Origin of the sequence: Sinomonas sp., assembly GCF_051955515.1 — a bacterium.
In the GTDB taxonomy this organism is placed as follows: Bacteria; Actinomycetota; Actinomycetes; order Actinomycetales; family Micrococcaceae; genus Sinomonas.
The window spans coordinates 15,747-39,433 of the sequence record NZ_JBQCGQ010000113.1 but is presented as its reverse complement, the minus strand read 5'-3'; the positions used below and the strand labels follow the sequence as shown (position 1 = coordinate 39,433).

Annotated in this window: 26 protein-coding genes; 20 read left to right on the top strand and 6 right to left on the bottom strand. The window is 68.7% G+C overall.

Going from position 1 to position 23,687, the window contains the following annotated elements:
• From flgK to ACTHL9_RS06245, 4 genes are all read right to left on the bottom strand, one after another.
• A partial coding sequence (gene flgK, locus ACTHL9_RS06260; protein ID WP_440517985.1) for a flagellar hook-associated protein FlgK occupies positions 1 to 1,124 on the bottom strand: 1,124 nt, incomplete at its 3' end.
• A gap of 11 nt (positions 1,125 to 1,135) precedes the next feature.
• Positions 1,136 to 1,621: a flagellar protein FlgN gene (locus ACTHL9_RS06255; protein ID WP_440517984.1), complete on the bottom strand. Its 486-nt coding sequence runs from the start codon at positions 1,619 to 1,621 to the stop codon at positions 1,136 to 1,138.
• Between the two features lie 1,051 nt (positions 1,622 to 2,672).
• Positions 2,673 to 2,933 (bottom strand): GNAT family N-acetyltransferase, encoded by a 261-nt coding sequence (locus tag ACTHL9_RS06250; protein WP_440517983.1) that lies wholly within the window; start codon positions 2,931 to 2,933, stop codon positions 2,673 to 2,675.
• Between the two features lie 90 nt (positions 2,934 to 3,023).
• A complete protein-coding gene (locus tag ACTHL9_RS06245; RefSeq protein ID WP_440517982.1) occupies positions 3,024 to 3,269 on the bottom strand; it encodes a hypothetical protein in 246 nt (81 codons plus the stop codon).
• 139 nt (positions 3,270 to 3,408) lie between these two features.
• Between ACTHL9_RS06245 and ACTHL9_RS06240 the strand changes: the two genes are divergently transcribed.
• From ACTHL9_RS06240 to ACTHL9_RS06225, 4 genes are all read left to right on the top strand, one after another.
• Positions 3,409 to 4,254, top strand: a complete 846-nt coding sequence (locus tag ACTHL9_RS06240; RefSeq protein WP_440517981.1) for a flagellin N-terminal helical domain-containing protein — start codon at positions 3,409 to 3,411, stop codon at positions 4,252 to 4,254.
• A gap of 117 nt (positions 4,255 to 4,371) precedes the next feature.
• Positions 4,372 to 5,787: a flagellar filament capping protein FliD gene (gene fliD / locus ACTHL9_RS06235; RefSeq protein ID WP_440517980.1), complete on the top strand. Its 1,416-nt coding sequence runs from the start codon at positions 4,372 to 4,374 to the stop codon at positions 5,785 to 5,787.
• Between the two features lie 15 nt (positions 5,788 to 5,802).
• The gene (fliS, locus tag ACTHL9_RS06230; protein WP_440517979.1) at positions 5,803 to 6,243 is read left to right on the top strand and encodes a flagellar export chaperone FliS; all 441 of its coding nucleotides are present in this window, start codon (positions 5,803 to 5,805) and stop codon (positions 6,241 to 6,243) included.
• Positions 6,236 to 6,538: a hypothetical protein gene (locus ACTHL9_RS06225; protein WP_440517978.1), complete on the top strand. Its 303-nt coding sequence runs from the start codon at positions 6,236 to 6,238 to the stop codon at positions 6,536 to 6,538. Before fliS ends, ACTHL9_RS06225 begins: the two co-directional genes overlap by 8 nt.
• Here ACTHL9_RS06225 and ACTHL9_RS06220 read toward each other — a convergent pair.
• A complete protein-coding gene (locus tag ACTHL9_RS06220) occupies positions 6,535 to 7,434 on the bottom strand; it encodes a multidrug DMT transporter permease (protein ID WP_440517977.1) in 900 nt (299 codons plus the stop codon). The two genes, ACTHL9_RS06225 and ACTHL9_RS06220, sit on opposite strands and share 4 nt — an antisense overlap.
• Before the next feature lie 97 nt (positions 7,435 to 7,531).
• Between ACTHL9_RS06220 and ACTHL9_RS06215 the strand changes: the two genes are divergently transcribed.
• Positions 7,532 to 8,236: a haloacid dehalogenase type II gene (locus ACTHL9_RS06215; RefSeq protein ID WP_440517976.1), complete on the top strand. Its 705-nt coding sequence runs from the start codon at positions 7,532 to 7,534 to the stop codon at positions 8,234 to 8,236.
• Here ACTHL9_RS06215 and ACTHL9_RS06210 read toward each other — a convergent pair.
• Positions 8,190 to 8,915 carry a GntR family transcriptional regulator gene (locus ACTHL9_RS06210; RefSeq protein WP_440517975.1) on the bottom strand — a complete coding sequence of 242 codons (726 nt, stop codon included), beginning with the start codon at positions 8,913 to 8,915 and terminating at the stop codon, positions 8,190 to 8,192. The genes ACTHL9_RS06215 and ACTHL9_RS06210 overlap by 47 nt on opposite strands.
• 192 nt (positions 8,916 to 9,107) lie before the next feature.
• Between ACTHL9_RS06210 and ACTHL9_RS06205 the strand changes: the two genes are divergently transcribed.
• The 15 genes from ACTHL9_RS06205 to ACTHL9_RS06135 all read left to right on the top strand — a co-directional run bounded on the left by ACTHL9_RS06205 (position 9,108) and on the right by ACTHL9_RS06135 (position 23,531).
• Entirely contained in the window at positions 9,108 to 10,112 is a 1,005-nt protein-coding gene (locus ACTHL9_RS06205) for an ornithine cyclodeaminase family protein (RefSeq protein WP_440517974.1), read from the top strand.
• Between the two features lie 95 nt (positions 10,113 to 10,207).
• Positions 10,208 to 11,647 (top strand): MFS transporter, encoded by a 1,440-nt coding sequence (locus tag ACTHL9_RS06200; RefSeq protein WP_440517973.1) that lies wholly within the window; start codon positions 10,208 to 10,210, stop codon positions 11,645 to 11,647.
• A 28-nt stretch (positions 11,648 to 11,675) separates the two neighbouring features.
• On the top strand, positions 11,676 to 12,845 hold the full coding sequence (locus tag ACTHL9_RS06195; protein WP_440517972.1) for an amidohydrolase family protein: 1,170 nt from the start codon (positions 11,676 to 11,678) through the stop codon (positions 12,843 to 12,845).
• A 126-nt stretch (positions 12,846 to 12,971) separates the two neighbouring features.
• A complete protein-coding gene (locus ACTHL9_RS06190) occupies positions 12,972 to 14,447 on the top strand; it encodes a DUF222 domain-containing protein (protein WP_440517971.1) in 1,476 nt (491 codons plus the stop codon).
• Between the two features lie 124 nt (positions 14,448 to 14,571).
• The gene (locus ACTHL9_RS06185) at positions 14,572 to 15,342 is read left to right on the top strand and encodes a MerR family transcriptional regulator (protein ID WP_440517970.1); all 771 of its coding nucleotides are present in this window, start codon (positions 14,572 to 14,574) and stop codon (positions 15,340 to 15,342) included.
• A 31-nt stretch (positions 15,343 to 15,373) separates the two neighbouring features.
• A complete protein-coding gene (locus ACTHL9_RS06180; protein WP_440517969.1) occupies positions 15,374 to 16,318 on the top strand; it encodes an NYN domain-containing protein in 945 nt (314 codons plus the stop codon).
• A gap of 119 nt (positions 16,319 to 16,437) precedes the next feature.
• Positions 16,438 to 16,779, top strand: a complete 342-nt coding sequence (locus ACTHL9_RS06175; RefSeq protein WP_440517968.1) for a flagellar basal body rod protein FlgB — start codon at positions 16,438 to 16,440, stop codon at positions 16,777 to 16,779.
• A 10-nt stretch (positions 16,780 to 16,789) separates the two neighbouring features.
• Positions 16,790 to 17,185: a flagellar basal body rod protein FlgC gene (locus ACTHL9_RS06170; protein ID WP_440517967.1), complete on the top strand. Its 396-nt coding sequence runs from the start codon at positions 16,790 to 16,792 to the stop codon at positions 17,183 to 17,185.
• Positions 17,182 to 17,490, top strand: coding sequence for a flagellar hook-basal body complex protein FliE (gene fliE, locus ACTHL9_RS06165; protein ID WP_440517966.1), 309 nt, complete (start codon positions 17,182 to 17,184; stop codon positions 17,488 to 17,490). Before ACTHL9_RS06170 ends, fliE begins: the two co-directional genes overlap by 4 nt.
• On the top strand, positions 17,490 to 19,109 hold the full coding sequence (fliF, locus tag ACTHL9_RS06160) for a flagellar basal-body MS-ring/collar protein FliF (RefSeq protein WP_440517965.1): 1,620 nt from the start codon (positions 17,490 to 17,492) through the stop codon (positions 19,107 to 19,109). The genes fliE and fliF overlap by 1 nt, the downstream gene beginning before the upstream one ends.
• The gene (fliG, locus tag ACTHL9_RS06155; protein ID WP_440517964.1) at positions 19,106 to 20,134 is read left to right on the top strand and encodes a flagellar motor switch protein FliG; all 1,029 of its coding nucleotides are present in this window, start codon (positions 19,106 to 19,108) and stop codon (positions 20,132 to 20,134) included. Before fliF ends, fliG begins: the two co-directional genes overlap by 4 nt.
• Positions 20,124 to 20,753, top strand: coding sequence for a FliH/SctL family protein (locus ACTHL9_RS06150; RefSeq protein ID WP_440517963.1), 630 nt, complete (start codon positions 20,124 to 20,126; stop codon positions 20,751 to 20,753). Before fliG ends, ACTHL9_RS06150 begins: the two co-directional genes overlap by 11 nt.
• Positions 20,750 to 22,075 carry a FliI/YscN family ATPase gene (locus tag ACTHL9_RS06145; protein WP_440517962.1) on the top strand — a complete coding sequence of 442 codons (1,326 nt, stop codon included), beginning with the start codon at positions 20,750 to 20,752 and terminating at the stop codon, positions 22,073 to 22,075. Before ACTHL9_RS06150 ends, ACTHL9_RS06145 begins: the two co-directional genes overlap by 4 nt.
• A complete protein-coding gene (locus tag ACTHL9_RS06140; RefSeq protein ID WP_440517961.1) occupies positions 22,072 to 22,491 on the top strand; it encodes a flagellar FliJ family protein in 420 nt (139 codons plus the stop codon). Before ACTHL9_RS06145 ends, ACTHL9_RS06140 begins: the two co-directional genes overlap by 4 nt.
• Entirely contained in the window at positions 22,488 to 23,531 is a 1,044-nt protein-coding gene (locus ACTHL9_RS06135) for a C40 family peptidase (protein ID WP_440517960.1), read from the top strand. The genes ACTHL9_RS06140 and ACTHL9_RS06135 overlap by 4 nt, the downstream gene beginning before the upstream one ends.
• Positions 23,532 to 23,687 lie beyond the last annotated feature (156 nt).

Sequence of the window (23,687 nt, the reverse complement as noted above, 5' to 3'; positions counted from 1 at the left end):
GAGCCGTCGAACGCCCCCGATCCTGCAGTCCCGGCAGAGATTCCGCTGGCATCCTGCGGGACGACGCTGAGTCCGAGCGCGGGAGGAAGGGACGGGTCCAGGCGGAAGAAGTCGAGGCCGCTGGTCCCGGCGGTCGTCTGGGCGCCCGCGTGGAGGGCGTTGACCTGTTGCGCGAGCGACGATGCAAGATCGGAATAGCGGCCCGCTGCTTCGGCGAATGCACCGCCGGATCCATCAGGGGCAGCCGGGGCCAGGACCGAGAGATTCCCTGCGATCGTGCCGCCGTCGAGCCCTACGTCAACGGACGGACGGTCCGCCCACACCAGCTTGGGGGCTCCCGAGGCGGTGTCTGCCATGGTGCCCGCACCGGCGAGTTCGACCGAGCGCGCCGATTCGCCCGTGACCAGGGCGTTGCCGCCGATGTAGACGGTCACCGTCCCGTCCGGCTGGTCGCGGACGGTGCCGCCAGCGAGCGAGGCGATGGTCTCGGTGAGCTTTGCGCGGGCGTCGACGAGCTCGTTGGCTCCTGTGCCGGCCGCAGTTGCCGAGCGGATGCTCGCGTTGAGGGATGCCACCTGCTTTGCCGCATCGTTGAGCGTGGCGACCATCGTCTGGGTCTGCGTCCGCGTTCCCGACCACTGGGAAGCAAGCGAGGAATACCCGCTGGACAGTTTCGCCGCGAGTTGCTTGGCGTTCTGGATGAGGGCGGACGCGGCGGCTGGGTCGCCCGGCTGGTTCGCCACGTCCTGCCACGACGCCCAGAAGGAGTGGAGCTGGGCCGAGACCCCGCTGGACCCGGGTTCCTGGAGGGTCGTCTCGATGCTCTGGTAGGCGCTCGACCTCTGCGCGGCGTAGCCCGAGAGTGAGGCGGTCGTGCGGACGGTCGAGTCGAGGAGGGCATTGCCGAGGCGGGAGATCGCGTCGACCGAAACCCCCTCGCCCACCTGGGGCGCGCCTGCGGCCCTCGCGATGCGGGCGACGGGCCCCAGCGACGATTGCTCAACCCGCTGCCGGGTGTAGCCGTCTGTCCCTGCGTTGTCGATGTTCTGTCCCGCCACGTTCATGGCCTGCTGTGCCGCGGAAAGGCCGCGGTATGCAGTGTTGAGGGCGCCGAAAGTGCTCACCTGCGCTCCCCTTACAGATCTCGGGCGAACAGGCGGGATTCCGTGGATCCCGCCGCTCGGCCCCGCGCGTCGTAGGTCTTCGCGGTCGACGACGTCACATCCGCGAGCGTCTCCTGCGTCGAGCGCGATGCGGCCCGGAGGAATTGCGTATTGGCGTCACGGAGCTGGCGGATGATCGCTGTCTGTTCCGTCAGCGCTTTGAGGTGCGCCACGAGGATCTCGCCCCACGGCCCGTCGGGTGCTCCGGCGGCGAGTTCGCGGAGCGTCGCCTCCTCGGGGAGACCCCATTCGAGGGCGACGGCGGCCGCGGTCACCGCGCGCGCGAGCCCCGCGGATGCGAGCCGCTCGAGGACCTGCTCGACCTCGCGCGTCGCATGGGAGAGCCAACGCGTCTTGCCCGCTGTGAGGATGAGCTGCTCTTCTTCGAGCTTGAACGTCAGGAGGTCCAGCAGCTCGCGCTCATGCCAGAGCTGGGCGGACAGGTCATGGATCGCCATTCGTGGCCAACTTCCTCATCCGTGAGGCTTACAGTGCGGGTGCGGCGCATGCGCCTCGTTGCCTCCTCCTATCGGAAGGCCGGGCCAATCGATAAGCCTTTCTGCCCCTGCCTGATTCGCCGACGTGCAGTCGTCGATGGAAGAATGCGCACGATGCGTCGTGGTGTCCGAAGTAACCGTGAGGCGGCTGTCAGCTCAGAGGGGCTCAGACGGCGCGACCGGCGTACCAGAACGGGGCGACGACGTGCTCCCCGGCCCGCGACTTTCGCGCGGCCGCTCGTCTGGGCCGGCTTCGTCGTGCTGGCTGTTTCACTTGGCCTGACGTTCTTCCTGACCGGGGGGCCGGGGGAGAGCTCGCATTGGGTGACTTCGGGCGCCACGCCCTCCAGTGGTAGGACCGCCGACCTTCCGAGCAGCACTCCCTCGGCCTCCTCGCCGACACTGGGCGATGCCGCGGTCTCGCGGCCGACGGCGGCGAGCAGTTCGAGTGCCTCCGCCGGGCCGAGCCAGGCTGTGCTTCCGTCGGCAGCGGCCAAGGCCCAGACAACGACGCCGGACATCGCTCCCCAGCCGGCGGCCGCCGTCGACAATCCAGCGCCTGCGGGGCCCGCGGCCGTCCCTTCTCCTCCGGCGGCTTCGGCTTCGTCCGGTCCGACACCGAGGCCCACTCCGTCGGCGAGCAGTTGCTCCCCGTCGTTCCCCTTGGGCCTTATCGGCGGAGACCGGTGCCGCTAGGGCCTCACGAAGTCACCTTCTCGCACCCAAGTCAGCGTATGGGTGACTTCTGTGCGAGAAGGTGACTTTCCACAATTGAGATTCGGAAGTGGCTTCCTGTGATCCCGCGATCATGGGAATCCCGATTCGCTCCAAATCGGGCAGAAATGCAGGCAAGCGCCGGATTCCCCAGCACTCGAGCGCAGTTCCCCAGAATTTGCGCTGACCGATTGAGGTTGCCCCGTGATTCGCCGGCGACACGCGGAGGACGGGGGCGATAGTTGGGGAATCCGGCGGGAAAGATGGGGAAACTGGCGGAAAGATGGGGAAGTTGGGCTCAGAAATCGATTCGCATGACCGCTCGCCGGGGGGAAGGCCGGCTCACCTCCGTGAAGCCGGCGTCGGCGAACATGCGGGGGCTGCCGACATACAGTTCTCCCCAGATCGACTCCTTGCCCGGCGCGAGGATGAGGGCGTAGCCCTCCAGGGCCCGCGCTCCGCGGTCCCGGGCGAAGTCGACGCTCGCCTGCGCCAGCGCGCGCCCGATCCCCCGCCGTCGAAAGCCCGAGCGGACGACAAAACACGTCGCCGCCCACACGCCGTCGTCCGTTGGATCTTCGGTTCGCCCCGCCCACGGGATCTTCGCGCTCGCAAGCCGCGGGTACGCGGTGCGGGGTTCGACCGCACACTATCCCACCGGCTCGCCCTTGAGATACGCAACGATGCCCGTGGTTGACGGGGCTTCGGGATGGCCGCAGTCGGTCTGCTGGCGCAGGAGGGCGGCGCGGGTTTCGGTGGGCATCGCCCGATATTCGGAAGCGGAGTGCTTGAACCACTGGCACCGGCAATTTCCCGGCTCGCCGCGGGGGCCGAAGATGAGGTCGAGATCCTCTGGGGACGCCTCATTCGCGGGGACGAAGGTCAGGCCTTCCATTCAGTCAGGGTAGTCCCAGGCGCAATTTTTTCCTTCCCTCGCTAACGCGCCGGGTCCCGGAGCCGATAGCTAGCCGTTGAGGGCCCACGGACGGGCCCGGAGCAGTACCTATTTCTCACTCACGGAGGAAAGAAACACCATGGCTCTGACCGTCAACACCAACCTCATGGCCCAGCAGGCCTACCTCAACCTCAACAAGACCTCGATGGATATGTCGAACTCGATGGCGAAGCTCTCGAGCGGTCTCCGCATCAACACCGCTGCCGACGACGCTGCGGGCCTCTCCATTTCCCAGGGCCTCCAGTCGCAGGTGAGCGGCAACCAGATCGCAGCCCGCAACGCGCAGGACGGCATCAGCCTCATCCAGACGGCTGACGGCGCCCTCGGCGAAGTCCACTCGATCCTGCAGCGCATGCGCGATCTCGCCGTCCAGGGCGCGAACGACTCGAACAATGCAGACTCGCGGACTGCCATTCAGTCTGAGGCGGACGAACTCTCGAAGGAACTGTTCCGCATCACCGATGGAACGAAGTTCAATGGCATTGATCTGCTCAAGGGCAGCTCCCTGAACTTCCAGATCGGCGCGAATGGCGACGCGGACAGCCAGATCACCGTGAAGACGGCCGACACGGGGACCGACGTCGGCAGCCTTGCGTCAACGGACGGCACCACGGCAGGCACCGGATTCAAGGTGGACACGAGCGCCAACGCGCAGACCACCATCACGGCCATCGACACAGCGATCACGGCGGTCTCGACCAGCCGTGCGAGCCTTGGCGCTTCACAGAACCGGCTGACCCACGCGCTGAACATCGCGAACACCTCGGCTCAGAACCTGACCGCCGCGAAGTCGCACATCACCGACACCGACATGGCGCAGGAAATGGTGAACTACACCAAGGACAACATCCTCTCGCAGGCCGGCACGGCGATGCTTGCCCAGGCCAACCAGTCCGGCCAGGGCATCCTCAAGCTCCTCGGCTAAATCGCAGCGAGGACCTGACCGAACGCGGATGGCGGACGGGGGAGACCGCTACCTCCCGGACGCCGTCCGCGTTCGTCTCGCCGGAAAGACCCTCGCCTGAAAGACAAGGAGCATGCGGTGTCGACACTGTCGATGAACGGGCTCGGAAGCGGCCTGGACATCACCTCGATGGTCAACGCCCTCATTCAGGTCGAAGGTCTTCCCCAGCAGCAGCTGCAGCAGACCAAGCTCACCGATCAGAGCATGATCACGAACCTGCAGATCATGAACAGCAAGGCCTCCTCGCTGGCGACGCTCGCGACGAATCTGGCGATGCCGAGCGCCCTGAACCTCTACACCGTCAGCTCCAGCAGCACGGCCGTCACCGCCACCGCCGGGACGGGGGCCTCGCCGGGGACCGTCAGCGTCCGCTTCGACCAGATCGCCCAGACTCAGGTGGACGTCACGGCGGCGATGGGCGGTTGGCCCACGGACGGCTCGGGTGCGGCCGCGGCCGTGACCTTCGTCGACGCCGCAGGCAAGCAGACCGAGGCCACGCCGGCGAGCACATCGCTCGACGATGTCGTCGCCGCCATCAACGCCTCCGGCGGGCCGGCGACGGCGATGAAGGTCGCCGCAGGCAAGGACGCGAGCGGGAATCCGCTCTACCGGCTGCAGCTCACGGCGGTGAAGTCGGGAGCGGGCGCCGCGTTCACCGTCTACCAGGGCACCGCCGCCCAGATGACCGCAGGCACGGCCGCGGATCTCATGACTCAGCCGGGTGCCGCCGTCGTCACCCAGGCCCAAGACGCGCAGGCGACACTCTACGCGGGGACAGCGGCGGAGCAGGCGGTGACGTCGCCGTCGAACACGTTCTCCGACATCGTTCCAGGGCTCACCGCGATGGCGACCCAAGCGGCGGTCGGGCAGACCGTGACGTTCACGATCGCGGGCGACAACGCGGGAGTGGAGAAGCAGGCGAACAGCCTGGTCACCTCGATCAACGACCTGCTGTCCAACATCTCCCAGAACACCTCCGTCACGACCTCGATCAACTCGACCGGCGGATCCTCGGCCACCGGGGGCCTCTTCACCGGGAACTCCACCGTTCGCGCAGTGCAGGATGCGATCACCAACGCGCTGTACATGCCGACGTCGAACGGCAAGTCGCCCTCGGACCTGGGAATCAGCATCCAGCAGGACGGCTCGTTCGTCTTCGACCAGACCAAGCTCGACGCCGCGATGACCGCCGACTCGAAGGGGACCATCGCGTCGCTCCAGGAGATCGCCTCGCGAGTCTCGGCGGCGGCGAAGAACGCCTCCGATCCAACCCAGGGATCGCTCACGTCGTTGATCGCTGGACGTCAGGCCGAGGTGGCCCAGCTCTCAGACCAGATCAGCGACTGGGATACCCGCCTCGCCGACCGCAAGGACGCTTTGATGGCGCTCTTCAACGCCATGGACACGTCTCTCGGCACGCTCAAGGCCCAGCAGTCGTGGCTCACGAGCCAGATCGCCGGGCTGCCCACGTACTCGTCGTCCAGCTCGAAGTAAGCCGAAAGGACGTCAGTGACCATCCACGCCGCCCGCGCCCGCCAGCAGTACAGCCGCGACGCCATCCTCTCGGCCAGCCCCGCTCGGCTCCTCACCATGCTCTACGACCGGCTGCTCCTGGACCTCCACCGCGCTTCCGCCGCGCAGGAGGCCGCCCAGTGGCAGGCAGCAAGCGAGAATCTGCTCCACGCGCAGGATATCGTCGCCGAGCTCACGGCAACGCTCAGACCCGGAACGTGGGACGGAGCCGAGGACCTTCGCGGCATCTACGACTACGTCCGGACAGCCCTCATCAACGCCAACATCCACCGAGACGTGGCCCGCACCCGCGAGGCGATCACCTTGCTCGAGCCGCTCCGTCAATCGTGGCACGCCGCGGCCGCGTCGCTGGCTGCGGAGGAGCCGACGCCGTCGGGCTCGCTCTCGAGCCCGAGAGCGGGTGGCTTCGTTGGCTGACGACTGGGACGACGTCCTCGATCGCCTCGAGGCGGACCTCGACGCCCTCGAACGCAGCCTCCGCGACGCGCACGCGCCCGTGTCCGTCGTCGAGCCGTGGGCCCTCCCCAGCGGCCTCGGGCCGCTCCCGGAGCGACTCGCGCGCCGCGCCCTCGCCCTGAGCGAGCGCCAGGACACCCTCGCCGGGCTGCTGGAGCAGAGGCGGACGACGACGGGCCGTCACCTCGCTGCAGTCCGCGCCGTCCCCGCGTCGCGCGCGCCGATGCCAGCCGTATATCTGGACGTCGAGGGCTAACGCTTGGCGGCGGGCTTCTCTGCCTCGCGGGTCGACATGAGCCAGACGCCGACGATCGCCACGGCACCTGCCGCAACGAAACCGGCGAACGCCAGGGGCGGAGCGTTCTGCGCCTCTCCCAGAACGACGATGCCGAGGGTGACCGCGACCATCGGGTCGACGACGGTCAGCCCTGCCACGACCAGTTCCTCGCTTCCGCTCGCGTGGGCCTTCTGGACCAGACTCGCGCCGAGGGCCAGGGCCACCACCAGCCCGGCCACGCCGATCACGGACAGCCACCCGAGATTCCCCTGGACGACTCGCCCGATGATTGACTTGGCGAGGGTCGCGACAAAGCCGTAGAGCACCCCAGCGCTCGCCGTTGCGGCCGCCGCCTGGGGATGGCGGCGCGTCCAGACCCAGACGACGACGGCCCCGGCCACCACACAGGCGAGCAGAATTAGGGTGTTGCGCAGATGTGCGTCGTCGGCTTGGACATCCTGGGCGGAGAACGAGGCCACGGCCACGAACGCGACGATCCCGAACAGGCAGAGGACGATCGCGAGCGCTTTCCTCCGTCCCGGCAGGCGGTGGAGGTGCTTGGCCTTTGCGAGCGCCGTGACCACAAGGGCCGACGCACCGATGGGCTGGATCACCATGAGGGGGGAGAACCGGAGGGCGCTCAGCTGGAGGATCACTGCCGCGCCGAGCATCGCCGTGCCGAACAGCCAGACGGGCCGGCGCATGAGGTTCTTGATGCGGGTCTCCCTCTTGCCCTCTGCCTCAACCGCTCGGTCCTGGTAGATGGTTCCGAGGGCCAGGAAGACCGCACCTGCGAAAGCGATCGGTATTCCGACCCAGTGCGTGGAGGAGAACACCTGTGCGCCCTTGAGCGTCGCAGCTTCGATTGTCAGCATCGAACCGCTCCCTTTCCCTGACGATGTCGCTACCCGCGGCGGTGCTGTCGAAACGAGCCGCCGTCGAAACGAGCCGCCGCTGTGGAAGGCTGGGCGCATGTTCGACGACTTCGACGCACTCAGCTTCGACTGCTACGGGACGCTCATCGACTGGGAGGCAGGAATCGCCGCCGTTCTCGGGCCGTGGGCGCGGGCTGCTGGCGCGCAGCTGACGGACGAGGACCTCCTGCTCGCCTACGCGGACGAGGAGGCGCGCGTCGAGAAGGAGAACCCGGGCGCGCTCTACCCCGAGGTCCTCGCCTCCGCGTTCAGGGCCGCGGGCGCCAAGCTAGGCATCCCGGTCTCTCAGGCCGACGCAGGGCGCCTCGGCTCCTCCGTTCCTCAATGGCCAGCCTTCCCGGACTCGGGCGAGGCTTTGGCGCGGCTGAAGGCTAGGTTCAAACTCATCATCCTGTCCAACGTCGACAAGGCGAGCTTCGCGGGGAGCAATGCGCGCCTCGGCGTCGAGTTCGATCGGATCATCACCGCCGAGGAAGTGGGCAGCTACAAGCCGTCGCCGAGGAACTTCGAGGCCCTGCAGGAATTCGTGGACAGGGAGGGCCTGAAGGTCCTTCACGTCGCCCAGAGCCTCTTCCACGATCACGTTCCGGCGAAGCAGGCGGGCCTCCAGACCGTGTGGATCAACCGCCGCCACGACCGGCCGGGCTGGGGTGCGACGCCCGATCCCGGCGCCGACGTCCGGCCGGACTGGACCTTCACCTCGATGGCTGACTTCGCCGAGGCCGCGGTTCAGGACGGCTGAGCGTGTCCGCCTGCTGCTCCACGATCGGGAGGGATTCGACCCTGCTCTCCTCGACGTGCGCGAAGGAGAGGGCCGCCGCGAGTTCTGCCTGGCCCCGGCTGATGGCGCGAACGATCGCGACGTGCTCGCGGTAGAGCTCCTGTTGGTCCCGATCCTTGGCGATGTGGAACAGCCGCCGGACGTGGCCGCTGACCGGCGTCATGAGCTTCTGGAGGAGCCGGTTGCCGCTGAGGGCCACGATCTCCTCATGCAGGCGGGAATTGAGCTCGGCAATTCGATCCTCGTCGCCCGCGTCGGTCGCCTGATGAGCCTGCTCGAGGAGGCGTACGAGCGGAGCAGGAGAGGCCCCGTCCGCGCACGCTTCGGCGGCGAGGCGTGCTGAGAGGACTTCGAGGCTCGAGCGGACATCGAACAGTTCGCGGACCGCGGCCACGGTCATCGGAACGACGACGGCGCCGCGGCGCGGGATCGTCTCGATGTAGCCTTCGCTCTCCAGCTGGGGGAGCGCCTCCCGCACGGGGACCCGAGAGACCTTGAGCTCGGTCGCGATGTCTCGCTCCCGCACCCTCGATCCCGCGGGGAGCGTCCCGTCGATGATGCGCTCTCGGAGCCATTCGTACACACTGTTCGCGCGGGACGCCGGCGATTGGCCGTCCTCGTTGAATGCCCCCGCCGACATGGCTTCCTCCCCTTCATGAATCTGCCCTTCATCGTAGCCCAGCCGCCCGCGTCGTAGACGCCCCCTCAATAGAGCTGGCATGCCAAAAATGGGCGACACTCAAGGATTGCCCCCAGATTCATCCCGACAAGGTCTTTTCTGGCATGCCAAACAAGACTATCGTGATGACAACGGCAAGCGAAGGAAAGCACCATGACTCTCGTCCTCACAGCATCCGATCTGACCGCGCTGGCTGACATGGATGCCACGGTCGAAGCCGTCGAGAACAGCTTCGGTGATCTCGGCGCAGGTTTGGCATGCCAACCGGCACCGGTGTCGATGGATCTGCCCGCCTCCGATGCACGGTATCTGGTCATGGCGGGCGCATCCGCCACCCAATCGCTCGTCGCGTGCAAGCTGCTCAGCGACATCCCGGGGAACGGCGCTCGCGGGCTTCCGAGCCAGCGTTCGTCAATCGTCCTGGCGGACGCGGAGACGGGAGAAACCCTCGCGCTCCTCGACGGCCGGGTTCCCACGCGCATCCGGACGGCGGCAGCCAGCGCAGTTGCCACCCGGCACCTCGCCCGGCCTGAGAGCAGCGTTCTCGGCCTCGTCGGGGCCGGCGCGCTCGCGATCGCGCACGCCGAGGCCATCGCCTCGGTTCTGCCCATCGACACCGTCAAGGTCTGGTCCCGGACCGCGGAGACCCTGGAAGCCTTCCGCCGGAGCCTTGAGGGTTCGGGCCGTGAGGAGGCTGCGGGCCTGAAGGTCGTGGCGGCAGCGACGGCGCGGGACGTCGTGGAGTCCAGCGATGTCGTCTGCACCCTCACACCGTCCCAGACACCGATCGTCTCCGGGGTTTGGTTCAACCCTGGCCTCCACCTCAACGCCGTCGGCGCGCGCCCCCGTCCGACGGATCGCGAGGTCGACGGGGAGGCCTTGGCTCGCTCGCGAGTCATCGTCGACAGTCTGGAGACCGCCCTCGCCAAGTCGGGTGACCTCCTGCTCGCCGTCGAGGAAGGCGCCCTTCGAGCCCGAGACGTAGCCGGCGAGCTCGGCCAGGTCCTGGCCGGATCCATTGCAGGTCGGGAATCGGCGGAGCAGATCACGCTTTTCGATTCCGTCGGAATAGGCCTCCAAGACCTGGCCATCGGACGGGTTCTCTACGATGCCGCCCTCGAAAGAGGTGTTGGCCTGAATGTCGACCTAAGCCGATAAGACACGCACCACCTGACCTCCAACCAGCCGCATATCAACGAGGATAGAAAGGCATTCCGATGTCATCGGAAACACAGCGCCCCATCTTGACCCGCATGGATGACATGCCCGTCATGCGCCCGCACATCAAGTTGGCCATCATTGGCGGACTCGGTCTCATGTTCGACGGCATGGACGGTTCGCTCGTCTCCTATATCCTGCCGATCATTCGGCCCCTGTGGCACCTCGACGGCGCCCAGACCGGACTCATCGGAAGCTCCCTGCTCATCGGAATCCTCATCGGCTCCATCGCGGCCGGCGTCATTGGGGACCGCGTGGGCAGGCGGCGCGTCATGATGTACGCGCTGGCCCTGTACGCCGTCGCTTCGGCGGTTGCCGCGGCTTCCCAGAACTGGGAATTCTTCTTCACGATGCGCGTGATTGCCGGAATCGGCATTGGCGCTGAATCGGCAATCATTCCCACATTCATCGCCGAATTCATTCCCAAGCGCCGCCGGGGATTCTTCGTCGGTGCTGTGGCCGGATTCTTTGCCTTCGGCTATATCTGCGCCGCGTTGCTCGGCACCACTCTCGTGGCCGGGCTCCACGATGGCTGGCGCCTCAGCCAGCTTGTCACGGCGCTTCCGATCGCGATGCTCCTGTGGTGGCGGCGCTCGCTTCCCGAATCGCCCCGCTGGCTCTTGACCCGCGGGCGCTCGGAGGAAGCCCAGCAGATCGTCGAGGGACTCGAGCGAGGACAACTCGTCCGCGTCGCACCCAAGCCGACCTCCGCCGTCGGGCCTTTCCAACCCGCCGACGGACGTGCCAAGCCGCCGCTCTTCCGGCACCTCGATCTGTGGCGGCGCGGAACCGCCCGCCGTACCGCCGTCCTCTGGCTGCTATGGACCGCCGTGACCTTCTCGTTCTACGGATTCTTCACCTGGATCCCATCGCTTCTCGTGGCACGCGGTATGACGATTGCGAGCAGCTTCACCCTGTCGCTCATCATGACCGTGGCGCAGATTCCCGGCTACTACAGCGCCTCCTACCTCAACGAGCGGTTCAGCCGTCGTGTGACCATCGCCGTCTACCTCCTCGGAGGCGCCGGCTCCGCCTTCCTTCTCTCGCAGGCTTCCACCGAGGGATGGGTCGTCATCAGCGGCTCGCTTCTCTCGTTCTTCATGAACGGCTGCTACGCGGGCCTCTACGCGTACACCCCGGAGGTGTACAGCACGGAGCTCCGGGCGACGGGGATGGGCACCGCCTCAGCTGTGGGCAGGATCGGCGGAATCGTCGCCCCGATCCTGATTGGCGCCACGTTCTCGATCCTCGGCTTCGGTGGAGTGTTCACCATGCTCATGGCGGTTCTCGGGGCGGCGGCACTCGTTGTGCTGGCCCTTGGCGTCCCGACCCGCGGACGCGCCCTCGAGGAGATCGCGGCAGGCCCCGAGCCCGCACCCGGCCAAGACACTGGCGCTGTCCCAGAGATTCCCCAGAAGAGTGCGGGCTCAGGCGCTCTGGCCGAGGCCGAAGGCAGCAGGCATGGGCGCTCGTAGAGAGCCGAGAAGTGGTGAGAGAACGACGGTGGCCGGGGGCGCCGTCGTCCTCCGCGAGGCCCGGATTCTCGACCCTGAGACTGGCGATGTCAGCCCGCCCCGCACCATCGTCGCGCGGGGCGGGCGCATCCTCGAAGTCTCCGCTTCGACCCGGACTGTTGCGGGCGCCGTCGACATCTCGCTCGCCGGTCTGACGGTGGTACCGGGCCTCATCGACGCGCATGTCCACGTGACTCAGGCGTCCGGCGACTTTTCCGAAATCCTCTCGTGGACGCCGAATTATCACGCGGCGCGGACCGCTCTGGTGATGCACGAGATGCTGCTGCGCGGGTTCACCCTGGTGCGCGACATGGGCGGCGCCGACACTGGTCTCGCCAGGGCCGTCGAGGAGCGGCTGATCACCGGGCCGCGGCTCAAGGCGGGAGGGCCGATCTTCGCCCCCACGGGAGGCCATGTCCTGACGAAGGTGTGCGACGGGGAGGTCGAGCTGCGCCGCGCCCTGCGTGCGGAATTCAGGGACGGCGCGGACCATGCCAAGCTCACGCTGTCCGGCGGCGTGGTGTCGAAGATGCGGATCGACGCGCTCGGATTTTCCGACGTCGAAGTGCTCGCGGCAGTGGACGAGGCTCACCTCGCCCACCGGTATGTCGCCGCGCATGTCTACACAGCGGAGGCGGTCTCGCGGGCTTTGCGGCTGGGCGTGCGGACGATTGAGCATGGAAACCTGCTCGACGCCGAGTGCATCGACCTCTTCCACGAGAAGCAGGCCTACTACGTGCCCACGCTCGCGACCTATTGGGCGATCCTTTCCGGACGAACGGGCCACGGGCTCGATGCCTCCAAGCGGGCGGCTGTGGAGGAGATCTTCGAGTGCGGGCTCGAGTCGTTGGACCTCGCATCCCGGTCTGGCGTCAAGATCGGGTACGGCACCGACCTGCACGGCGAAGGGCTGGCCCTCCAACTCGAGGAATTCGCACTGCGTGCGCGCGTCCAGGATCCCCTCGACGTCATTCGGTCCGCGACTCTCGTCGGCGCGGAGATCGTGGGGGAGGAGGGCGAGGCAGGCGTCGTGCGTGAGGGCGCGCGAGCCGATCTGATCGCGGTCGAGGGCGATCCGCTGGCCGACATCGAGGTACTTGCCGGAGGCCGCGCCCTGCGCTTCATCCTCACCGACGGCGATCCCCTTCAGGTTTCCTGAGCGTACGGTACGAGCAGCGGCCGACGGCGGAGCTCGCCGTTTGCGGGGTTGTGGCACCGCGCGCCGGGTGGGAGCTCGTTTTTGGGGTGCGCTTATTTTGTCGGACCCTGCGGGGAGACTGGGTCCATGATCGTTCAGGAGGCCGGGCACCGGTTGACGGACCCGTGGGGTGTTGACCCGCTGGGTGCCGTGGGCTGGGATTTCCGGGCCGATCCGATGGCCCGGCCTGTGGAGTGCCCGCCGGTGGATGCGTCGCTGTTCGAGTGCGTCGGGGAGGATCCCGAGGCGGAGGCGATGTGGGAGGCGTCCGTGTCGCCGGCGGGGCTGATCGCCCGAGCCCGGGCTGAGCGCGCCGATGACCTCGTGGGCGAGCTCGAGCGGATCGACGCGGAGCAGGCCCGCCTCGAGGCCCGCAAGGCGATCGCCCTGGCCGCTCTGACTGCCGCGGTCGGTGGCTCCTCCCCGGACCCGGTGCGCCGCCTCCACGCCCCCGCGGTCGCCGCCTCCGAGCTGGCCGCGGCGCTGCGGATCTCCCAGCGGGCGGCCGGGGCCGCAGTCGCGGAGGCCCTGACCCTGGCCCGGCCCGCCTTCGAACCGGTGCTCGAGGGCATGGCCTCCGGGTACCTGCCGCGCCGCCGCGTGGTCGCGGTCCTGGACGCCGCCGCCCCCGTCCCGCCCGAGCGCCTGGCCGCCTTCGCCGCCGCGGCCGCGGCGATCGCCGCCCCGCCTCCCCCCGCGCCGGCCCCGTCCCAAGGGACTCTGCGGCGCCGACTGCGGCGCCTGGCCGAGGAGCACGCCGCCGAGCCCCTCGCCGCCCGCAGGGTACGGGCCGCAGCCCATCGCCGGGTCGACCTGGAACCGGCCCAGGACGGGATGTGCTGGCTCAGCGCCTACCTGCCCCTGGAGGCCGGGGCAGCGATCGACACCCGCCTGGAGGCCCTGGCCCGCTCCCTCCAGGGCCGCGGCGAGGAACGCACCCTCGGCCAACTGCGCGCCGACGCCCTCACCGACCTCCTCACCGGCACCGGCACCCCTGCCCTGCCCGACGGTGCCGCGGGGCACGACGGCGCTGCGGGGGCTGCCGGGGCCGGCCCGGCCGGCGGGGTGCGGCTGGAGCTGATCGTGACCGTCCCGGCCCGGACCCTCACCCGCCAGGCCGAGGCCCCCGGGGAGATCACCGGCTACGGGCCTATCGACCCCGAGACCGCCAGGGCCCTGGCGGCCCACGCCGCGACTTGGTCCCACCTCGCCCTCGACCCGGCCACCGGGGCCCCGCTGTCCCTGAGCCGGCACCGCTACACCCCCACCGCCGCGATGCGTCGCTTCCTCGGCGCTCGCGATGCCACCTGCCGCTTCCCCGGCTGCGACACCCCCGCCGCCGCCACCGAGGCGGACCACACCACGGAATGGTCCCAAGGCGGCACTACCGGCACCGACAACCTCGCCCTCCTGTGCCGCCAGCATCACCGACTCAAAACCCTCGGCCACTGGAACGCCCACCACACCCCACCACCCACACCGCCAGGCACCCTCCACTGGACTGCACCCTCCGGCCGAACCCACACCACACACCCCGAACCCAACCCACCGCCACCCTTCTGACGAAGGCGCCTCACCCACGCCCACCGCACAGGTGCGCCGCGCACAGCCATGCGCACAGCCATGAGGCTCCATCGGAGACGTGCCCCTTGCACCTCACGCTGCGTGAGGTCCTACGGTCAATGCTGTGGAGATTGACGATCGATGCCGGAGCATTGGCGAACTGGCGCGCGCCGCGGGAATGACCGTCCGCGCGCTGCACCATTACGACGACATCGGCCTGCTCTCTCCCAGCGAAAGAACGTCGGCGGGGCACCGTAGGTATACGGAAGCGGACGTCCGGCGCCTGTACCGTCTGCGCGCGCTGCGTTCGCTTGGACTGTCGCTCCCGGATATCGGCAGCGTGCTGTCACAGACGGCGGACGACGGCGATTCCCTGCGGCAGGTGCTTGAGCGGCAGCGCGAAGCCATCGCGTATAAGGCCGCGCAGCTTCAGCAGCTGCAGGACCAGATACAGCACCTTGTTTGTCGGCTCAACGCCTCTCGAAGGCCCGATGCGGATGAACTCCTCAACCTTCTGGGAAGGATGACCGTGTTCGAGAATTACTTCACGCCCGAGCAGCAGGCCAAACTCGCGGAGCGCCGAGGGCACTTGGGAGATGAGGGCGTTGAGCAGGCCAAGAGCGACTGGACCGATCTGGTCCGCGAAGGCCTCGCCCTCATCGGCGATGACGTGCCGGCAACGGACCCTCGCGCTCAGGATCTCGTCCGGCGCTGGGACGAGCTGGGCTCTCAATTCCACGCGGGCGAGGACACGAAAGCTGTAGCCCGTGAGATGTGGCGGGAGAACAGCGCGTCGCTGAGTTCGGCCGGTACGGAGAGCCGGGCCTTGCGGAAGGCTCCGTGGGGCGCAGCAGCCGGCGGCCGTGTGGAGGATGGGAAGAGGCTGTCCGAGTAAGGGGCACGTCGAGCCTTCGAAAGGATGCCTCATGGCTGACCGCTCCGTGATCCTCGTCGACGCTGGCTACCTTCTGGCTGCCGGAGGGACGCGGGTGGCGGGAACATCCCTGAGGTCCGCGATCAGAGTCGACTACGAGAAGTTGATCTCCGGCATTTTCGACCTCGCCTTGCAGGATTCCGGCCTTGATGCCCTGCGCATGTATTGGTACGACGCTTCCCGCGACGGAATCCCCAACGAGCTCCATAAGCGGATAGCCCTCACCCCGGGAGTCAAGACCCGTCTGGGCCGGATCTCCTTCAATGGCGAACAGAAGGGCGTCGACCTGAAGATCGGCCTCGACTTGGTCAACGCTGCTCGCAACCGTGCCGCTTCGGTCGCCTACCTCGTCTCGGGCGACGACGATCTTGCGGAGGCGGTCGAGGCTGCCCAGGAATTCGGGATGAGGGTTGCCCTCGTCGGGGTCGAGAACGTCGACCATCATCTCGGGGTGCTCTCCGTGGCAGAGGACATTGCCCTCCGTGCAGATGCCGTCCTGCCCCTGCCGGGTGCGCTCGTCCACGAGACGTTCACCCGCGCCGTGCAGTCGGCTCCCGATTCCGCCGCCCGCATGCCCACCCCAGGGCCGAGGCCGAGCCCGCCTCGTCAGCCGACAGCGTCGTTCCCTGCTATGACGGCGATGGCTGGCACCGGCTCTCAGTTGGTGTACAGCTCTGATCGTCGGCCGGCTAAGACCGACACCGTGATCGATGCCGCCCGCGCGGTCGGAGCGGCAGTAGCCGAATCCTGGTACGGCTCAACGACCCAGTCAGACCTCAATTCGGTCATCGCCGACCGCCCGGTGCTCCCCGTCGAGATCGACAGGGTGCTCCTGAAGGACTGCGCACGCCGCATCGGCGAGGCGGACACCGACCTCCAGACGGTGCGGCGAGCTCTCCGCGCAGCATTCTGGGAGTACATCGACGGCCTCAACTGAACCGGTCGCCTGCCGCTAATGTCGCGGCCCCATCTGCCGATAGCTGCAGGTGAGCACGGACTGCTCGCAGAACCTGGCCATGGATGGGCCGGATGCTTCCTCGACCCAGGCAGGATTGTGTGCTCGATTCCGTGACCTCTGCCGCGCTCACGAGCGCGCTCAATGGGCTGTCGCTGCGTCAGCAGGCCATTGCGGACAACATCGCGAACGTCAACACGCCCGGCTATCACGCAAAGCGCGTCCAGTTCGAGGACGCGCTTGCGGCCTCCGTCGCGGCGGGCAACGGAAGTGCGCAGGCGACGACGGCAACCTCCCAGGAGCCGACCCGCACCGACGGGAACAACGTCAACCTCGACACGGAGACGCTGTCCAACGTCGACACCGTGCTCCGCTACCAGTTCGCCTCCCAGGCCATGAGCGCCCAGTTCTCGGGCCTCCGCACGGCGATGAAGACAGCGTGAGGGTGAGGATATGACCTTCGACGCCATCGGCATTGCCGGCACTGCCCTCACGGTCCACCGAAAGTGGCTCGACGCGATCTCGGACAACCTTGCGAACGTGAACACCGCAGCCCCCACGAGCGGTCCCGCGTTCCAGGCCAAATACATCGAAGCCCAGGCCGGCCCCGGGACCAGCGGCGTCTTCGTCAAAGGCATCTCGGAGGGCGACCCCACGGGAAGGCTCGTCTATCAGCCGGACAGCCCGATCGCGGACAAGGACGGCTACGTGCGGTACCCGGACATCGATCTCAACGAGCAGATGGGTTCACTCATCATGGCGCAGCGCGGCTATCAGGCGAACGCGCAGGTGGTCGACCGGGCACGGGACATCTACGAGTCGGCGCTGCAGATCGGAAAGGGCTCATGAGCATCGCCCCGATCAGCCCAATTTCCTCGGCGCTGGGCGTCGCCGGCGCGGGAGCGGTGCCTCCGACGGCGGAGGCGCCGGCGGGATCGTCGTTCGCCGCAAGCCTCGCGGGCGCCGTCGATAACCTCCAGCAGCTGCAGTCGACGTCGAACCAGCTCGCCGTGCAGGCTGTCACCGGCAATCTGGACGACATCCACAATGCGACAATCGCGGCGACCCGCGCCCAGGTCACTCTCGAACTCGCGGCCACCATCCGCAACAAGGGCGTTGACGCGTTCAACGAGATCATGAGGATGCAGGCCTGATGCCGCCGTTCATCACTGCCGCGCTCCGTCGCCTCACCGCGACGGTCACGGGCTTCACGGTCGGCCAGCGCACCGTGGCAATCATCGGCCTCGCCGTGCTCGCGCTCGGTGGCTTCGCGCTGACATCGTGGCTCACGAAGCCTAGCTACACGCCGCTCTTCACGGGGCTGCAGGGCTCCGACGCAAGTGCCGTCGTCCAGCAGCTCGCCAAGGACAACGTGCCCTACCAGCTGGCCGACGGCGGCTCCACAGTCCTCGTGCCGCAGGAGAAGGTCTACGACGAGCGGCTCAAGGCCGCGTCCGCCGGGCTCCCGGCCGCGCCCGCGACTGGCTACTCGCTGCTCGACAAGATGGGCGTCACCTCGTCCCAGTTCCAGCAGGACGTCACCTACAAGCGGGCTATCGAGGGCGAGCTGGCGACGACGATCTCTCACCTCGACGGGGTGAAATCTGCGAGCGTCCAGCTCGCCCTTCCGGACAAGTCAGTGTTCACGTCCCAGAAGACGGACCCCACGGCCTCAGTGTTCGTGCAGACCCAGCCCGGAGTGACGTTGTCGAGCGACAAGGTCGACGCGATTGTCCACCTGACGAGCGCCTCGATGCCGGGGATGACTGCGACCGATGTCTCGGTGGTGGACTCGCAGGGCAACGTGCTCTCCGCCGTTGGCACCGGCACGACCGGCAACAGCACCAAGCTCGCCTCCGACTACCAGCAGCGCACGCAGTCTGCGGTCCAAGCCGTCCTCGACCGCGTGCTAGGCCCGGGCAACGCCACGGTCGCGGTCATCCCCGACGTGAACCAGCAGTCCGCACAGCAGAAGTCCGAGACGTTCTCAAGCGCCAACAACACCGCGCCCCTGAGCCAGTCCACGAAGACCGAGAAGTACACGGGCACGGGCGCCAACGGGGCCTCGGGCGTGCTCGGCCCGGACAACATCGGCGTGCCGTCGGGGACGAGCACCACGGGCGCCTCGGGCAACGGCACCTACGACTCCACCACGGACACCAAGGACAACGCGGTGGACAAGGTCACCGAGGACCGCACGATTCCGGCCGGTGCGCTCAAGAAGCAGTCCGTCTCGGTGGCCATCAACCAGGCCGCGGCGCAGGGGATCAACCTCCAGAACCTGAACTCGCTCGTCTCGGCGGCGGCCGGCATCGATGCCCAGCGCGGTGACGTCCTCTCCGTGCAGGTGGTGCCGTTCAGCACCGCGGCAGCGGACCAGGCCAAGGCGGCCCTCGCGCAGCAGCAGGCCGACGAGGCAGCGAAGGCGCAGGCGGCCCTGTGGTCGAATATCATGTGGGCCGGCATCGCGCTGCTCGCGATCCTCTTGGTGGCAGTGCTGCTGTGGCTGCGCGCCCGCCGCGCCGCAGTCCGCGAGCCAATCGATCTCGGCGGCGACATCATCTACGACGAGCTGCCGCAGCCGGCCGTGATCGAGGCGCCCCCAACAGTGGCCCTCCCCGTTCCCGAGCCGCTGCCAGCCCTCCCGGACCCTGGCACTGAGGTCCTCGATGCCGAGCGCCGCCGGGCCCAGGTGGACCGCCTCGGGGCCATGGACCCGCAGAAGACCGCGGAGTTCCTGCGCGGCCTCATGGACGACCGGGCCGGCGTATGACCCCCTTGGCGCTCGAGCAGCAGCTCACAGGAACGCAGAAGGCCGCAATCGTGCTCATGCAGATGAGCCCAGAGAACGCGGCGAAGGTCATGGTGCACCTCAGCGAGTCCGAGGCGGAGGACATCGCCGCGGAGATCGTGCGATTGAGCCGGGTCGATGCCGCGGTCTCGGACAAGGTCATCGCGGAATTCCACGAGATCGCGGTCGCCGGCCGCCGAACGACCCGGGGCGGTCGCGACCTCGCGGCGGGGCTCCTCGAGTCCTCCTTTGGTGCTGACAAGGCCGCCGGAGTCATGGGCCGGCTCGCCTCGACGATGGCGGGGAAGTCCTTCGAGTTCCTCGACACGGTCGAGCCGTCCCAGCTTCTGACGCTGCTCGACGGCGAGCTCCCCGAGACTATCGCGCTCGTGCTTGCCCACCTCCGCCCGGAGAAGGCGTCCGGGGTCATGGCAGGTCTCGGGGAGGGGCAGGCGATTGAGGTCGCCCATGCCCTCGCCACCATGGGTTCCGCGACGCCCGAGGCGGTCACGATCATCGCGGAAAGCCTCAAGGCGCGGACGGGAACGGCGGTCGCTGCCGGGCGGAGCCATGCCGAGATCGTCGGCGGTGTGCAGCCCCTCGTGGACATCATCAACCGCTCAGACATCGGAACGGAACGGGCCGTCTTGGACGGGCTCGAGCAGAAGGACCCCGAGCTCGCCGAGGAGGTCCGCTCCAAGATGCTCACGTTCGCGGACATCGTCAAGCTCGAGTCCCGTGACATCCAGCAGATCCTCCGCGGCATCGACGCCGGCGTCCTCGCCCGCGCGATGAAGGGTGCCGCTCAGCCCCTGCTCGACGCGATCAACAGCAACGTCTCGGATCGCAACCGCGAGATTCTCCAGTCGGAGATCACGGCGGTCGGGCCGGTCCGCGCGTCGGAGGTGCAGGAGGCGCGCGCGTCGATCGTCCGCACGATCCGCGAACTCGAGGCCTCGGGCACCATCACGGTTCGCCGCGGGGAGGAGGACGAGATTGTCTACTGACGTCGAGTCCGCACTGCCGCGCACGGTCACGTTCCCCGCGCTCCATGCCGTGGGCGAGAGCGAAGGCTTCGCGCGCGGCCACGCCGCCGGGTACGCGGCCGGCCTCCGCAAGGCGGAGGCAGAAGCACGTGCGCGCAGCGCGGAGCTCGAAGCGCAGCACGCCGCCGCCCGCGAGGAAGGGCAGCGCCGGCTCGCCTCCGCCGTCGTGCTCCTTGAGTCCGCAGCCGCCGCGCTGCATGCCCGCACCGCTCCCATCCTCGCGGAGGCCGACGACGAATTGGCGGCGGCCGCCGTCGCCCTCGCCGAGGCGATCCTGGGCCACGAGCTGTCCGACACCGCGACCGGTGCCAAGGCCGCACTCAAGCGCGCGCTCTCGGCGCCGGATTCCGAGGCCGCGGTGGCGGTGCGCCTGCACCCGGCCGATCTCGCGCTGCTTGAAGCGCAACTTGCCTCGACGAAGGCAATGACACCGACGACGACGGCGCAGGTCGCCTGGGTGCCCGACCTGTCCTTGGCCCGGGGCGACGCCATCGCCGAGTATCCCGACGGAGAGCTCGACGCGCGCATCGGCTCGGCGCTCGCGCGGGCCCGGGCGGCGCTGGCGGGTGAGACACCGTGAGGGCCCTCGCTACCGCGCTCGACGCCGCCGCCCCCGAGCGGAGTGGCGTCGTGACCTCCGTGGTGGGTCTGGGGCTCGAGATGGAGGGGCTCAGGTGCGGCGTGGGCGACGTCGTCGCCATTGAAGCGGCCGACGGCGGCACCGCCGAAGCGGAGGTCGTCGCCACCGCGCGGGGCTCGCTGCGCTGCATGCCGCTGGGCCGACTGGCCGGAGTCCGGCCGGGGGACAAGGTGCGGGCCCGCCGGGGTGGCGTCCTCGTGCCGACGGGAAGCGCGCTGGTCGGCCGCGTCCTCGACGGGCTGGGGAGGCCGATCGACGGCCTCGGGCCGATCGGCGGGAAGGGAATGCGCCCCGGGGAGCGCGTGCCCCTCGACCACGATGCGCCGTCACCTCTGCAGCGTGCACGGATCGACACCCCGCTCCAGACCGGAGTCCGCGCGCTCGACACCCTCACGTCCCTCGGGCGCGGCCAGCGGCTGGGCCTCTTCGCGGGCTCGGGCGTCGGAAAGTCCTCCCTGCTGTCGATGATCGCTCGGGGCACGGAGGCCGAAGTCTCCGTGATTGCGCTCGTGGGGGAGCGCGGCCGTGAGGTGCGCGAGTTCCTCGACGATGATCTGGGGGCGGAAGGCCTCGCCCGCTCGGTCGTCGTCGTCGCGACCTCGGACGAGCCCGCCCTGATGCGCTTGCGCGCGGCGTTCACCGCAACGCGCATCGCCGAGTCGTTCCGCGATCGCGGCGCGCATGCGGCGCTCATGATGGATTCGCTCACCCGCGTGGCCATGGCCCAGCGCGAAGTGGGGCTCTCGGCAGGCGAGCCGCCGGCGACCCGGGGGTACCCGCCGTCGACCTTCGCACTTCTCGCCAGGCTGCTCGAGCGTGCCGGGACGGGAGCCACGGGATCGGTCACGGGCATCTACACGGTGCTCGTGGACGGTGATGACCACAACGAACCCGTGGCCGACGCCGCCCGCTCGATCCTCGACGGCCACGTGGTGCTGGACCGCCGGCTCGCGGTCGCCGGGCATTACCCGCCGATCGACGTGCTCGGCTCCGTCTCTCGCGTCGCCTCCAAGGTCAACCCCCACGAGAAGCAGGCGCTCGCAGCCGAACTGCGACGCGTGCTCGCCGCGCGGAAGGCGACCCAAGACCTCATCGACGTCGGCGCCTACAGGGCCGGCAGCAACCCGCTCGTGGACGCGGCCCTCGCGCACGATGCGGAAATCAACGCCTTCCTGCGCCAGGGCCTCGACGAGCAGACGCCGCTGGCCGAAGCGTGGGCGAGGCTCGACCAGCTGACCGCGATCCTCGGAGGCGCACGATGAGCCGTCAATTCCCCCTTGCCGGCCTGCTCCGGCTCCGCCGCCTAGAGCAGGACCAGGCCGCCGCGCACCTCGGCGCCGTCAATGCGCAGCTGAGGGCAGTGACCGCGCGCAAGGACGCCGCGCTCGCCGAGTCCGAACGCCTGTCGTCGGAGGCGGCCGACGCTGCCTCGCTGCGGGCCATCGCTGCCGCGCGTTCCGCCTCGTCGAGCCTGCTCGCGGACCTCGAGGCGCTCGCTGCGCTCGCCGACGCGGACGCCGAACGAGCGCAGCACGACCTCGCGGCGGCCCGTGCCAGGACTCTCGGACTCGAGAAGCTCGAGGCGCGGCACGCCGCAGAAGCCGCGGCCGCCGAGCTCGCCGCCGAGCAGAACGTGCTCGACGAGCTCTCCGGAGCCCGTCGGGGAGCAGCCCGATGAGCATGGTCGACGCGCTCGGTCGCGTCTCGGAGATCCAGTCGACGCTGGTTCAGCTCGCCGACCCCGCCTCGCGCGCCAAGGAGGCATCCTCGCCCGGCCCGGCGACCAGCGACTTCGGGCAGGCCCTCGCCAGCGCGGTCTTGAGCACGACGGCGGCCCCTGCCTCGTGGGGGAGCGGCACCTCCTCCGTAGGTGCGGTTACCGGGGATCAGGTGGCCGCCACAGCACAGAAGTACGTGGGAGTGCCGTATCTCTGGGGCGGCACTGACCCCTCGAAGGGCCTCGACTGCTCGGGGTTCGTGCAGCGCGTCTACCAGGATCTGGGGATTTCGCTCCCACGCGTGGTGCACGACCAGATGCAGGCGGGCACACCCGTCGCGTCGCTCGCCGACGCGAAGCCCGGGGACCTGCTGGTGAGCTTTGGCGGGGAGCACGTTGCGATCTACCTCGGCAACGGCAAGGCCATCGACGCGCCCGTACCAGGCAAGACGATCCAGGTGCGCGACGCGTGGGAGCAGTACTCGAATCTCACCGCCATCCGTCGGATCGTCCCCGACCGCGCCCCCTCCGCGAGTGCCGGGTTCCCGTCTGCGACTCTCGATGCCACGCAGACGCAGTACGCGAAGACGATCGTGCACCGGGTCCGCGCTCGCGGGCTGCCGGCGCAGGCCGCCGTTGACGCGATCTCGACCGCACTCCAGGAGTCCTCGCTGCGGATGTACTGGAACCCGAAGGTCGGGGGATCGCAGGCGCTGGCGCCCGACCAGTCGGCCGTCGGGACCGACGGCTACTCCGTGGGACTGTTCCAGCAGCAGGTCAACGGGAGCGCGTTCTCGTGGGGGACCGTCGCGGACGCGATGGATCCCGTGAAGTCCACGGACATGTTCCTCGACCGGCTCACCGCAATCCCGGGTTGGCAGAGCCTGTCCATCGCCGCCGCCGACCAGGCCGTGCAGCGCTCCGCGTACCCCGAGGCCTACGCGAAGTGGGAGGGTCAGGCGCGCCAGATCGTCTCCGCCCTCTCCGGGACGGGAGCCTGATGCCCGCGTTGCTTCCCGCCGTCCCGACGTTGCCCCTTCCCAGCGCGCCCGCCGGTGCCTCCGGTGCCGCCGTTGCCCACGCGGCCGACGGCGTTGCTTCCCAGCTGTTCGCCGCGGCACTTGCGTCGCTCGTCCCGGCTGTTGGTCCTGATGTGT